The 11,322-nt window shown below is 61.7% G+C and carries 15 protein-coding genes; 8 read left to right on the top strand and 7 right to left on the bottom strand.

Annotated elements, in window-relative coordinates; genetic code table 11:
* The coding region (locus BM252_RS29530; RefSeq protein ID WP_245774509.1) for a transposase domain-containing protein at nucleotides 1–265 on the bottom strand (265 nt) is incomplete at its 3' end.
* 249 nt (nucleotides 266–514) lie between these two features.
* On the opposite strand from BM252_RS29530, the gene ppa reads away from it, so the two are divergent.
* Complete coding sequence (gene ppa / locus BM252_RS29525) at nucleotides 515–1,057, top strand: inorganic diphosphatase (RefSeq protein WP_093391343.1); 543 nt, start codon at nucleotides 515–517, stop codon at nucleotides 1,055–1,057.
* A gap of 512 nt (nucleotides 1,058–1,569) precedes the next feature.
* On the opposite strand, the gene BM252_RS30715 is transcribed toward ppa, so the two are convergent.
* Both BM252_RS30715 and BM252_RS30710 read right to left on the bottom strand, forming a co-directional pair.
* Nucleotides 1,570–1,992 (bottom strand): hypothetical protein, encoded by a 423-nt coding sequence (locus tag BM252_RS30715; RefSeq protein WP_139236819.1) that lies wholly within the window; start codon nucleotides 1,990–1,992, stop codon nucleotides 1,570–1,572.
* 161 nt (nucleotides 1,993–2,153) lie between these two features.
* Entirely contained in the window at nucleotides 2,154–2,468 is a 315-nt protein-coding gene (locus BM252_RS30710) for a hypothetical protein (protein WP_139236818.1), read from the bottom strand.
* Here BM252_RS30710 and BM252_RS29515 point away from each other — a divergent pair.
* Nucleotides 2,467–2,796 (top strand): DUF5335 family protein, encoded by a 330-nt coding sequence (locus BM252_RS29515; RefSeq protein WP_245774508.1) that lies wholly within the window; start codon nucleotides 2,467–2,469, stop codon nucleotides 2,794–2,796. The genes BM252_RS30710 and BM252_RS29515 overlap by 2 nt on opposite strands.
* Nucleotides 2,797–2,818: 22 nt before the next feature.
* Here the strand turns inward: BM252_RS29515 and BM252_RS29510 are convergent, their stop codons facing one another.
* A complete protein-coding gene (locus BM252_RS29510) occupies nucleotides 2,819–3,964 on the bottom strand; it encodes a GNAT family N-acetyltransferase (RefSeq protein WP_093391340.1) in 1,146 nt (381 codons plus the stop codon).
* 100 nt (nucleotides 3,965–4,064) lie between these two features.
* Between BM252_RS29510 and BM252_RS29505 the strand changes: the two genes are divergently transcribed.
* The 3 genes from BM252_RS29505 (at nucleotide 4,065) to BM252_RS29495 (ending at nucleotide 8,450) form a co-directional block, all read left to right on the top strand.
* Nucleotides 4,065–6,116, top strand: coding sequence for an NAD(+) synthase (locus BM252_RS29505; RefSeq protein WP_093391338.1), 2,052 nt, complete (start codon nucleotides 4,065–4,067; stop codon nucleotides 6,114–6,116).
* 283 nt (nucleotides 6,117–6,399) lie between these two features.
* Nucleotides 6,400–6,738 carry a P-II family nitrogen regulator gene (locus tag BM252_RS29500; RefSeq protein WP_093391336.1) on the top strand — a complete coding sequence of 113 codons (339 nt, stop codon included), beginning with the start codon at nucleotides 6,400–6,402 and terminating at the stop codon, nucleotides 6,736–6,738.
* Between the two features lie 275 nt (nucleotides 6,739–7,013).
* Entirely contained in the window at nucleotides 7,014–8,450 is a 1,437-nt protein-coding gene (locus BM252_RS29495) for a sulfatase family protein (protein WP_093391335.1), read from the top strand.
* Here BM252_RS29495 and BM252_RS31925 read toward each other — a convergent pair.
* Both BM252_RS31925 and BM252_RS31920 read right to left on the bottom strand, forming a co-directional pair.
* A complete protein-coding gene (locus BM252_RS31925) occupies nucleotides 8,447–8,689 on the bottom strand; it encodes a hypothetical protein (RefSeq protein WP_093391333.1) in 243 nt (80 codons plus the stop codon). The two genes, BM252_RS29495 and BM252_RS31925, sit on opposite strands and share 4 nt — an antisense overlap.
* Nucleotides 8,686–8,871 (bottom strand): NAD-dependent epimerase/dehydratase family protein, encoded by a 186-nt coding sequence (locus BM252_RS31920; RefSeq protein ID WP_139236817.1) that lies wholly within the window; start codon nucleotides 8,869–8,871, stop codon nucleotides 8,686–8,688. Before BM252_RS31920 ends, BM252_RS31925 begins: the two co-directional genes overlap by 4 nt.
* Nucleotides 8,872–8,942: 71 nt before the next feature.
* Between BM252_RS31920 and BM252_RS29485 the strand changes: the two genes are divergently transcribed.
* The 3 genes from BM252_RS29485 to BM252_RS29475 all read left to right on the top strand — a co-directional run bounded on the left by BM252_RS29485 (nucleotide 8,943) and on the right by BM252_RS29475 (nucleotide 11,059).
* Nucleotides 8,943–9,413, top strand: coding sequence for a hypothetical protein (locus BM252_RS29485; RefSeq protein WP_093391332.1), 471 nt, complete (start codon nucleotides 8,943–8,945; stop codon nucleotides 9,411–9,413).
* 309 nt (nucleotides 9,414–9,722) lie between these two features.
* Nucleotides 9,723–10,286: a 3'-5' exonuclease family protein gene (locus tag BM252_RS29480; protein WP_093391330.1), complete on the top strand. Its 564-nt coding sequence runs from the start codon at nucleotides 9,723–9,725 to the stop codon at nucleotides 10,284–10,286.
* Nucleotides 10,287–10,672: 386 nt separating this feature from the next.
* Nucleotides 10,673–11,059, top strand: a complete 387-nt coding sequence (locus tag BM252_RS29475) for a pentapeptide repeat-containing protein (RefSeq protein ID WP_093391329.1) — start codon at nucleotides 10,673–10,675, stop codon at nucleotides 11,057–11,059.
* On the opposite strand, the gene BM252_RS29470 is transcribed toward BM252_RS29475, so the two are convergent.
* Nucleotides 11,002–11,322 (bottom strand): IS4 family transposase (locus BM252_RS29470; RefSeq protein ID WP_281249409.1); only part of this gene is annotated, 321 nt, incomplete at its 5' end. The genes BM252_RS29475 and BM252_RS29470 overlap by 58 nt on opposite strands.

The following is an 11,322-nucleotide window of genomic DNA, read 5'->3' as shown; positions in this document are numbered from 1 at the left end:
CATCACTCACAAACGGCGCCGCCATGTCCGGCAACGCCAAATCCAGCTCCCCCAGCACCTCAGCGATGGAGCGATGTCGATACAGCGCCAGCGCAATAACCAGCCAAACAACTTGCTGGGCCGGCAGACGGCGGCGGCGAATGCTGGCCTTGCCATGTTCGGCCAGTGCGGCTTCAATCATTTCGTAAGGTAAATGCTCGCCGAATCGGTTCCAGTCGAACGGATCAGGCACTTCATTGGCGAACAGTATGGCATCGGATAGCATCATGCCGAGAAGTTAACACAACGAAACCGCGTTTACAACCGCTATCGATTGCTTAAGTCAACGGCATTAGGGTCTGACCCCGTACGGGGTCAGACCCCCTCGGGTTGGGGGTTGCGGGGTGACAGCACGACGGAGTGGTGTTGTTGCGTGGCCATGGCGCGCTTGTTTTGCCTGCTGCATCGCACAAGCACGCTTCAACTCGCTATAATTATGCGGTTAAACCATTTGCATGCATAACGAGGAAAACCCATGAGCTTGAATAAAGTACCGTCCGGCCGCGACCTGCCAAACGATTTCAACGTGATCATCGAAATCCCGATGAACGCCGATCCGATCAAATACGAAGTGGACAAGGAATCGGGCGCGATCTTCGTCGACCGTTTCATGGGCACCGCGATGCACTACCCGTGCAACTACGGTTACGTGCCGAACACCCTGTCCGACGACGGCGACCCGGTCGACGTGCTGGTGATCACCCCGTTCCCGCTGATCCCAGGCGTGGTCGTGCGCTGCCGTCCTATCGGCGTGCTGAAGATGACCGACGAATCCGGTGAAGACGCCAAAGTCCTGGCAGTGCCGGTCGACAAGGTTCTGTCGATCTACAGCCACTGGCAGAAGCCGGAAGACCTGAACGAACTGCGCCTGCGCCAGATCCAGCACTTCTTCGAGCACTACAAAGATCTGGAAAAAGGCAAATGGGTCAAGATCGACGGCTGGTACGGCGTTGACGATGCAAAACAGGAAATCCTGAACGGCGTCGCCTCGTACAAAAAAGAAAACCCGGAAGGCTAATCGGCGCGGCGCCCGCGCCGCCCGTTCTTTCCAAAAAAAAGCGCACCCACGCCACGGCGGGGTGCGCTTTTTTACGTGTGCGGCCAGATCCGCCGTGCCGCGCGCTTGTTGATCGGCGGAGGTTTGGACGCCACAATGCGGCGACGTTTGATTTTTTTCAGTGATGGTGCCTGCAAATTGGGTCACAGTGGCAGCATGGATTTTTCTCCATGCTTTTAACGGTCGAATGTCATCTGGCCTTTTTGTGCGCCATATTTCGGTCTTCTTGACGGCATTAAAAAACGGGTATAGCATCGATGGTCTGAGGTGCGTCTCTTATCCTATAACCCGAGATGCGCTTGAGGCCCATGCCCCCTTTTTAGGGGGCTTATTTTTTGGGCTACAATATGAATCGCTACGCCATTCTTGTGGATGCAGGCTACTTGCTTCGCCAATCGGTGGAGATCTTAAGTGGAAAATCCAGCAAGACAAGAGCCGATCTCGTTCTCGCTGATGCCAAAGGACTGGTCCAACTACTGATAGCTAAGGCCGCAGATTCGCTGCAGAACACGAACCTGCTGCGGGTCTATTGGTACGATGGTATCAAGGACTCGATGACGGCGGAGCACAAGGCCATCATCGCGGTTGAAGACGTCCAATTTCGCGCAGGAACGATCAACGGCAAGGGGCAGCAAAAAGGTGTGGATTCCAGGATCGTAACGGATCTGGTCGAGCTGGCACATCCCTGCCAAAGTGAAGGGCCCAGCTCCAGCAACCACCACTGTCACCGTGACGGCGTCGGTCTCGGCTGTTCCCGTAGGCGGTTTTTCTTCTGTTCCAGTGGCAGCTGCTGCACCTGCTCTTGCCGCCGCCACTGCGGTCCGGTTGCCGATTCCCAAAATGGATGCAAAGGCAATGGCGGACATCGAGGCCGCTGTAGATGCTTTCATCAGCAAACAAACCACTCCATTCGTCAAGTCTGTTGTGTCGAGCACTGGTAGTGTCGAGGCCTCAGTAGATCGTGCGTTGTTGTTCTTCGTGATGACGTCCCTGGCTGCTGGTGGGCTCGATGGTCCGCGAAAGAACTTTACTCGCGCGATCTTCCGAAAGCGGGCTGCTACCTTTGCCTAGGTGTTTTATACCCGCCGAAGGCGGCTATTGGTGTTTGAAGTAGCTGGCGCTGTTCGACAAAGCTGACTTTGATGTGCAGGCGGAACTTGCGGGTGAAGCGGCGGCGTTTGCGCTTGGATTCGCTCTTGGACCGGTACTGTACTGTTGCGCCGCCGGCTGGCTGGGCGCCGCGACGGCGGTTTTTTTCCGACCTTGCCTGACGCCGATCATGTTTCGCTCGGTTCGGCGAAACCCGGCGCGCCTGAGTCGATCTGATATAAGTGGGCGTACATTTCCGGGAGAGGATCGCGATGAGCATCATGAAAATTGACAAGGCCGAGTGGAAGGCCTATTTCGACCGCATGGCCAGGACTCTGGAGGGCAAGAGCGTCGAGATCGACATCGAGGCCCTGGCCATCGGTAGCCAGGTCGAGGCGCAGTGGCTGCCGCTGCTGGGTATCAGCTACGATCTGCACGATGATCTGCTGGCGGTGATGGCCGAGGGCTTGAACCATTTGATCCGCCGGCCGCTGGCCGTGTATGCCGAGGTGCAGATGGGCGAGGTGGTCAGCATCGAGGTGGTTGACGAAGAGGACTACCGCCACATCCTCAAGCTGAGCGATCCGCTGCTGTTGTCGGCGCCGCACTGAGCGGCGGCGCCTGGGCTGCGGCTCAGCTGCGGAAGGGGTTGCGTTCGTTGAGCTCGTCGATATAGGCCTCGATGCCGCCGCTCTCGCGCTCGAGGAAGCGTTCGATGGCGTCGGCGAAGGCGGGGTGGGCCAGCCAGTGCGCCGACCAGGTCTTTTGCGGCAGGAAGCCGCGCGCCATCTTGTGCTCGCCCTGGGCGCCGCCCTCGAAGGTGGCGATCTTCTGCGCGATGCAAAACTCCAGCGGCTGGTAGTAGGCCGTCTCGAAGTGCAGGCAGGGCACGTGCTCCAGCGCGCCCCAGTAGCGGCCGTACAAGGTGTCGGCCGTGTGGATCAGCAGCGAGGAGGCGATGGCCTGTCCGTCGCGCTCGGCGACGATCAGCAAGATGTTCTGCGGCATGCTGGCGCCGATGCGCAGGAAGAAATCTAGATTCAAGTAGGGCGACGAGCGGTGCTCGGCGTAGGTGTTGGCGTAGCAGCGGTGGAAGAAGCGCCAGTCCGCCTCGCTGGCGTCGACGCCGCGCACCTGGCGCATCGTCACGCCGGCCTCGCGCACCTTGCGCCGCTCGGCGCGGATGTTCTTGCGCTTCTTGTGCTCCAACGTGGCGAGGAACTGCTCGAAGTCGGCGTAGCCGGCGTTGAGCCAGTGGAATTGCACGCCGCTGCGCAGCATGAAGCCGGCGCGCTCCAGTTGCTTGGCCTGCGCCTCGGGCGGATACAACACGTGGGTCGACGACATGCCGGCCTGTTGCTGCTGCGCGCATAGCAGCTCGACCAGCGCGGCGCGCGCGGCGTCGTCGCGCGCCAGCAGGCGGCCGCCGCTGACCGGCGTGAACGGGATGGCCGACAGCAGCTTGGGATAGTATTCCAGGCCGTGGCGCTCGTAGGCCTCGGCCCAGGCCCAGTCGAACACGTACTCGCCGTAGGAGTGCGATTTGACATACAGCGGCATCGCGGCCGCGAGCGTGTCGTCCTGCCACAGGACGAGGAATTGCGGCTGCCAGCCGGTGTCGGCGCAGGCCGAGCCGGATTCGTGCAGCGCGTGCAGAAAGGCATAGGACAGGAAGGGGTTGGCCTCGTCCTTGGCTCCCTGCTGCGCCGCCAGCAGACCATTCCAGGCGAATTCCCCCACCTCGGCCAAAGAAGAAACAATACCCGTGCGATAATTCATTTTCCAAGCTTTCGCATTCAACAGCCTTGCATTCTACGCAGAAAAACCAGCCCACGTTCGGCGCCGCCCGCGCGCGCCGCCCGGCAGTGAAAGAATCGACATGACCCAGAATTTCTTCAACCTGTATTCCCACGATTTCGCCCGCGTCGCCGTCGGCGTGCCGACCTGCCGCATCGCCGATCCGGCCTACAACGCGGCGCAGACCATCGCCCTGGCCAAGCAGGCGCAGGAGCAGGGCGCGGCGCTGGTCGCCTTCCCCGAACTGGGCCTGGCCGCCTACACCTGCGACGACCTGTTCCACCAACGCGCGCTGCTGGACGCCTGCGAGCAGGCGCTGGCCACGGTGGTGGCGGCGTCGGCCGAGCTGGCGCCGGCGCTGGTGGTCGGCCTGCCGCTGCGGGTCGGCCACCAGTTGTACAACTGCGCGGTGGTGGTGGCCGGCGGCGCCATCCGGGGCGTGGTGCCGAAGAGCTATCTGCCGAACTACGGCGAGTTCTACGAGGCGCGCCAGTTCAGCACCGGCGACTACGCCGTCGCCACCGAGGTGGAATTGCTGGGCGCGACGGTGCCGTTCGGCTCGGCGCTGCTGTTTGAAGTGAGCAACATGCCGCTGTTCAAGTTCCACGTCGAGATCTGCGAGGACGTCTGGGTGCCGGTGCCGCCGTCGTCCTTCGCCGCGCTGGCCGGCGCCAGCGTGCTGGTCAACCTGTCGGCGTCGAACGTGTTGGTCGGCAAGGCCGGCTACCGCCACCAGCTGGTCGGCCAGCAGTCGGCGCGCTGCCTGGCGGCTTATTTGTACACCTCGTCGGGCGGCGGCGAGTCGACCACCGACATGGCCTGGGACGGCCAGGCCCTGATCTACGAGAACGGCGAAATGCTGGCCGAGTCGCAGCGCTTCAGCGACGAGTCCAGCCTGATCTGCGCCGACGTCGACCTGGAGCGCCTGTCGCGCGAGCGCATGCACCAGACCACCTTCGGCCACTCGGTGCAGCGCCACGCCGCCGAGGTGAACAAGTTCCGCGCGGTGCGCTTCGCGCTGGCGCTCGATGTCGCCCAGGCGCTGCCGCTGAAGCGCTGCGTCGAGCGCTTCCCCTACGTGCCGGCGGACAGCCGCCGCCGCGACGAGCGCTGCAACGAGGTCTACCACATCCAAGTGCAGGCGCTGGCCCAGCGCCTGACGTCGAGCAACATCAAAAAGGTGGTGATCGGCATTTCCGGCGGCCTCGACTCGACCCACGCGCTGCTGGTCTGCGCCCGCGTGATGGACAAGCTCAAGCTGCCGCGCACCAACATCCTGGCCTACACCATGCCCGGCTTCGCCACCAGCGAGCGCACGCTCAAGCAGGCCAAGCAGTTGATGGCGCTGGTCGGCTGCACGGCCGCCGAAATCGACATCCGCCCCAGCTGCATCCAGATGCTGAAGGACCTGGACCATCCGTACGCCGAGGGCCACGAGCAGTTCGACATCACCTTCGAGAACGTGCAGGCGGGCGAGCGCACCAACCATCTGTTCCGCCTGGCCAACCACCACCACGGCATCGTCATCGGCACCGGCGACCTGAGCGAGCTGGCGCTGGGCTGGTGCACCTACGGCGTGGGCGACCACATGTCGCACTACAACGTCAACGCCAGCGTGCCGAAGACGCTGATCTCGCACCTGGTGCGCTGGGTCGCCGAGTCCGGCGTGATCGGCCGCAACGACGCCCAGGTGCTGCTCGACATCCTCGGCACCGAGATCAGCCCCGAGCTGGTGCCGGGCACGGCCGGCGGCCAGCCGGAGCAGAAGACCGAAAGCACCATCGGCCCCTACGAGCTGCAGGACTTCAACCTCTACTATGTGCTGCGCTTCGGCTTCGCGCCGAGCAAGGTGGCCTTCCTCGCCTTGTCGGCCTGGCAGGACCGCGAGCGCGGCCGCTGGCCGGACGGCGACCACGTCGCGCGCAACCAGTACAGCCTGGGCGAGATCAAGAAAAACCTGGGGATCTTCCTCGACCGCTTCTTCCGCACCAGCCAGTTCAAGCGTACCTGCGTGCCCAATTCGCCCAAGGTCGGCACCGGCGGTTCGCTCTCGCCGCGCGGCGACTGGCGCGCGCCGAGCGACGCGCAGAGCGTGGTTTGGCTGCAGCAGTTGCAGACCGTTCCGGCAGAGTAGGGCGGGTTTGCGCGGGGTCGATTACAATAGCCGATTCGACGCCGATTCGCAGTTGCGCTGCGGCGTCGCCCGATCGCCGCGCAAGTCGGCGCCGGCTACCCGCCGGCCGACGCGGTCAAGGCTATCCGCCTGATCCAAATCCGCGTTCGCGAGGGCGCCCGGTGTCGCCAGCGGGGCTGGCCACAGGGCGCAGGGCCGCATGCAGCAGGCCGATCGCCGGCCGCGCTGTGGGCAGTGAGCTGCGGCAGTGAACTGAATTACCGATTTATATCAAGGAGATGTCATGAAACAGATTACCGCTGTGATCAAGCCGTTCAAGCTCGATGAAGTGCGCGAGGCGCTGGCCGAAGTCAACGTGACCGGCCTGACCGTCACCGAAGTCAAGGGTTTCGGCCGCCAGAAGGGCCATACTGAGCTGTATCGGGGCGCCGAGTACGTGGTCGACTTCCTGCCGAAAGTCAAAGTCGAAGTGGTGGTCGACGACAGCGTGGCCGAGCAGGTGGTCGACGCGATCATCAAGGCGGCCCGCACCGGCAAGATCGGCGACGGCAAGATCTTCGTGCAAAACGTCGAGCAGGTGATCCGCATCCGCACCGGCGAGACCGGCGCCGAGGCCGTCTAAGCAGGGTGCCGGCGGCGCCGGCATTCTTCGCATAGGCAAGTTGTATAGACTTATTGCATATGCTTATTTGTAATTGTTGGTTTGGTTTTTCCTGTTGAGTTCGTATGATGGGCGGCATCTTCTTCCATCACGACGAGGCCGCCCCAGGGCCGTGAACACCACGGCGCTGCGACAACCTCCACCAGGAAAGCTCCCGCCATGCCCAGTCCAGTCTCCCTTCGTCGCCAGCATTCCGCCGTTTCCGTTCCGCATCGCCGCCTGAATTGAGGCCGCCGATGAAGAAAACCGACCAGTCCCGCCGCAACATCCTCAAGTCCCTGCCGGCGCTCGCGCTGGCCGAATCGCTGGCCGGCTACTCCTCGCTGGCGGGCGCCGCCGCCGACGGCCGCGAACAACCGAACATCCTCTTCATCCTGGCAGACGATCTCGGCCACGCCGACCTGGGCGTCTACGGCCAGACCGACTTCGCCACGCCGCAGCTGGACAAGCTGGCCGGGCAGGGCATCCGCTTCACCCAGGCCTACGCCAACTCGGCGGTGTGCTCGGCGACCCGCTTCGCGCTGATCACCGGGCGCTACCAGTACCGCCTGCGCGGCGGGCTGGAGGAACCGATCGCCGGCGCCTCCGACACGCTGGGCCTGCCGCCACGCCATCCAACGCTGCCGTCGCTGTTGCAGAAGGTCGGCTACCAGACGGCCTTGATCGGCAAGTGGCACCTGGGCTACCTGCCCACCTTCGGCCCGCTGAAGAGCGGCTACGACAGCTTCTTCGGCAACTACGGCGGCGCCATCGACTACTTCACGCACAAGCCCGGCGTAGGCGCCGACCTCAAGGAGGACTTGTACGAGGGCGAGGTTGCGGTGCAGGAGGTCGGCTACTACACCGATTTGCTGGGCCAGCGCGCGGTCGACTTCGTGCGGCGCCAGCAGGCCGGCAAGCCCTTCTTCCTGTCGCTGCACTACACGGCGCCGCACTGGCCGTGGGAGGGGCCGGGCGACGAGGCGGTGTCGCGCGGCATCGCCAGCCTGGGCCACTACGACGGCGGCAACCTGGAAACCTACGGCAGGATGGTCGGCGCGCTCGACAGTTCGATCGGCAAGGTGCTCAAGGAGTTGGAGCAGCGCGGGCTGGCCGACAACACCATCGTCGTCTTCACCAGCGACAACGGCGGCGAGCGCTTCTCGAAGACTTGGCCGCTGAGCGGGCAGAAGACCGAGTTGTTGGAGGGCGGTATCCGCGTGCCGGCCATTGTGCGCTGGCCGCGCCGCATCGCCGCCGGCCAGGTGACGCCGCAGGTGGCGATCAGCATGGACTGGCTGCCGACCCTGCTGGCGGCGGCCGGCGGCGCGCCCGACCCGGCGTATCCGACGGACGGGCAAAACCTGCTGCCCTGCCTGCTCGACGACAGCGTGCGCGTCGAACGCACCCTGCTGTGGCGCTACAAGGCCAACGCCCAGCGCGCCATCCGCGCTGGCAACTGGAAGTATTTGAAGATGGGACGCAACGAGTATTTGTTCGACGTGGTGGCCGACCAGCGCGAGCGGGCCAACCTGGCGCGCAAGCATCCCGAGGTGTTGGCGCGGCTGAAGGCGCAGTGGGAGAACTGGAACCGCGACATGTTGCCGATCAGCGCCGAGGTGCGCACCCACGCCGTCAGTGGCGCGGTACAGGCCGACCGCTACGGCGTGCCTGCCGGCGGCGTGGCGGACTAAGCTTGCGCCGGAGTGTGAGCGTGAAGGGACGGCGGCCGGGCCGCAGTCCCGGCCGTATCCCATGTGCCGAGCAGCGGCTCTGCCACTTCCATCACTTCCTCCAGCGATGACGCGCGCGCCTCGGCAGAGGGCTTGAGCAATAGATCGTCGGCATAGTAGTTACGTAAATCGGCGAATGTTTGCCTGCCGGATTGTTTGAAAGTGCCCACGGCGTTGATGACCATATCGATGTCGCTCAAGCGCGCCGTCCAGGCCGTTTTCTCGGTATCTTTACTGATGTCGGCTTGGAACTAGGCGAGGCGGGGGGATGGCTCACGCCAGGGTGGCGTGTGGTGCATACCAAGTGGTGTCCATCGGTAAGCAGGGCGGCCTGCAAGTGTTTGCCGATAAACCCCGTTGCCCCGGCAAGCAAGATGCGCATGCGTTTCCTCCAAGCCAGTGCGGTCGGTTCCACATCGGTCGCCCCGTCCTAAATTAGACCATGAGGATGCTATGGAAAGCTGGAATACCGCTATCAAACGTGCGATCGTCCCTGGCAGCTCGGCCAGTGTTCTGTCGACTGTCGCGCTGGCGGCGCTGGGCAAGTCCGAAGCCGGAAGCATGAGCGCGCCCACCAACGCAATCAGCCACTGGCTATGGGGCGAGAAAGCGGCCAGGCAAGACACGGTGTCGTCGCGCTACACGCTCGTAGGCTACGTGATCCACCATGCGTGCGCCACGTTCTGGGCTGTGCTATTCGAAAAAGCAATGGGGGAGCGCTTGGACAAGAAGGACCCGGTGCTCACGGTGACGGCGGCCATGGCCGTGTCTGCCGTGGCCTGTTTTGTCGACTATCAGCTAACCCCTCAGCGACTCCATCCAGGTTTCGAAAAGCGTCTGTCGCGGCCTTCGCTGGCAGTCGTGTATGGCGCCTTTGGTGTCGGCCTGGCGCTTGGTGCGCTGTTCATCCGGCGTGACCGCTGACTGCGCTGCTGAGTACACTGATTGTCCACGGCGTCATTGGGAGCTTCGACATGCTGGCTAAGGCTGTGGTAGTGGCGTTTGCGCCGGCGGGCCTCAGTTCACGATCGAGTACAATCGGCAGGGTCCGGTCAAAAGCCGCCTGTCATCCCCTTCACCGACATCTGCTCAGAAAGCGTTTGCTGCGAGAGAGTCGAACGGGTAAAGTCATTGATGAACTACGGCCAATTTCCAGTTATGTGAGCAAGTGCTCGAAGAACTTGGGTTCTGGATGACATGACTAGGCGCCGCAAACCAAACCAATTCAATTACATGACCGAGATATACATAAGCACAGACGTTGAGACTGATGGGCCGATCCCAGGTCCTCATTCCATGTTGAGCTTCGGCTCTGCCGCATATACGCCAGACAAGAAGCTCGTCTCAACTTTCTCCGCAAACCTTGAAACGCTGGATGGCGCATCGCCTCATCCCAAGACAGCCGATTGGTGGGCCACGCAACCAGAAGCATGGGCTGCGTGCAGAAAGGAATTGCAGAAGCCCGAAGGTGCTATGCGAGCTTACGTTGACTGGATCAAGTCGCTCAAGGGAAAGCCTGTATTCGTCGCCTATCCGGCAGGCTTCGACTTCCTATTCGTGTATTGGTATCTCATTCGCTTCGTCGGCGAGAGTCCATTCAGCCATTCAGCACTAGATATGAAATCTTATGCAATGGCAATGCTGAAGACTGAGTATCGTGAGAGCACGAAGCGCAACATGCCAAAACAGTGGTTCGACACGTTTCCCCACACGCACGTTGCACTTGATGATGCGATTGAGCAAGGAGCACTGTTCTGCAACATGCTTAGAGCAAATCATGCGGAAATCGGCACCTAATCCGTCAGTCGAAGGTAAGCTGGTACCGCAGGTGGACTTGGTTAGGCCCGGACACTGGTGGAAGGCCGGAAGCATTATTCTTGGTAGTCAATTAGCTGGGGAAGCTTGATGATTTTCAGAGCAGCAGGAAAAATAGCGGAATGCTGTGTATCTGCCCCATCCAATGGTCATTGAGGAAGAAAAAATCTCAGTTGCGCCAATGTAACCTGGCCGGCAGTGGCAGTGGCAGTGGCAGTGGCGGCGGCGGCGGTGGAGGCTCTACGCAAAAAACCGTGCGACATCACCTCTGAAGGGGGATAATGCGCGCATTTGACTTCTCGGGCCTAGCCGCTTATCAAAAGACACGCTTTTAGCGAATATGAGCCAACCCAATTACGAAACCCAAAATGACAGACGATAGCTTGCCTGCGATTCCGGATGATTTCTCTCCTGGCAACAGACGGACCATTACTGACCACTACGTCGCCAAAGACGTGATGGACGAGGTCGTTACATTCAAATTTAAGAACTTCACCCGCCTTAACGCGATAAAAATTAGATTCAAGAATGTGTCGTTCGATCATAGCGTGTTTGACGGCTGCTATTTTAAAAACTGCGTTTTTGACTCGTGCGATTTCACGGGGTGCCGATTTACCGGCTCTAACTTCCATCAGTCGAGTTTCCCGGGTTCCAGATTTGACTACGCGACCTTCGAACGCATAGGTTTATACACAAGTCACTCGGCTTCCTCGCGTAGCGCTTTTATCGTTAGTGCGGCCACGCGCACTTCCTGAATCCCCTGCCAAATCGTTTTCACTCCTGGATCGCCGTCGCCTTTTCGCCCCAAGAATCCGCCGACGCGGGCGATCAGTCGCAAGACTTCGTTCAGGGTCGGAGGTCGATCCGGCCGTCGCTCCTTCGTGAGCAGGTAGGCTCCGCGGATTTCGTCAGGATCAAAGAACAGGCCCGCGTCCAGATCCGGACAGATGCGGCCCAGGCGCATCAAGTGGGCGATGCGCCACGCCACGACCATGAACAATGCCAACGCGCGCTCGAT

The sequence above is a fragment of the Rugamonas rubra genome (assembly GCF_900114705.1).
GTDB classification, from domain to species: domain Bacteria; phylum Pseudomonadota; class Gammaproteobacteria; order Burkholderiales; family Burkholderiaceae_D; genus Rugamonas; species Rugamonas rubra.
This window is presented reverse-complemented; position numbering and strand designations above follow the sequence as displayed.

Bases quoted from the DNA above. Each gene is read 5' to 3' on its own strand.
- BM252_RS29485 (WP_093391332.1), top strand. From the start codon at position 8,943: ATGGAAAGCTGGAATACCGCTATCAAACGTGCGATCGTCCCTGGCAGC.
- BM252_RS29510 (WP_093391340.1), bottom strand. From the start codon at position 3,964: ATGAATTATCGCACGGGTATTGTTTCTTCTTTGGCCGAGGTGGGGGAA.
- BM252_RS29515 (WP_245774508.1), top strand. From the start codon at position 2,467: ATGAAAATTGACAAGGCCGAGTGGAAGGCCTATTTCGACCGCATGGCC.
- BM252_RS29475 (WP_093391329.1), top strand. From the start codon at position 10,673: ATGACAGACGATAGCTTGCCTGCGATTCCGGATGATTTCTCTCCTGGC.
- BM252_RS29480 (WP_093391330.1), top strand. From the start codon at position 9,723: ATGACCGAGATATACATAAGCACAGACGTTGAGACTGATGGGCCGATC.
- BM252_RS29495 (WP_093391335.1), top strand. From the start codon at position 7,014: ATGAAGAAAACCGACCAGTCCCGCCGCAACATCCTCAAGTCCCTGCCG.
- BM252_RS29500 (WP_093391336.1), top strand. From the start codon at position 6,400: ATGAAACAGATTACCGCTGTGATCAAGCCGTTCAAGCTCGATGAAGTG.
- BM252_RS30710 (WP_139236818.1), bottom strand. From the start codon at position 2,468: ATGATGCTCATCGCGATCCTCTCCCGGAAATGTACGCCCACTTATATC.
- ppa (WP_093391343.1), top strand. From the start codon at position 515: ATGAGCTTGAATAAAGTACCGTCCGGCCGCGACCTGCCAAACGATTTC.
- BM252_RS31920 (WP_139236817.1), bottom strand. From the start codon at position 8,871: ATGCGCATCTTGCTTGCCGGGGCAACGGGGTTTATCGGCAAACACTTG.
- BM252_RS29505 (WP_093391338.1), top strand. From the start codon at position 4,065: ATGACCCAGAATTTCTTCAACCTGTATTCCCACGATTTCGCCCGCGTC.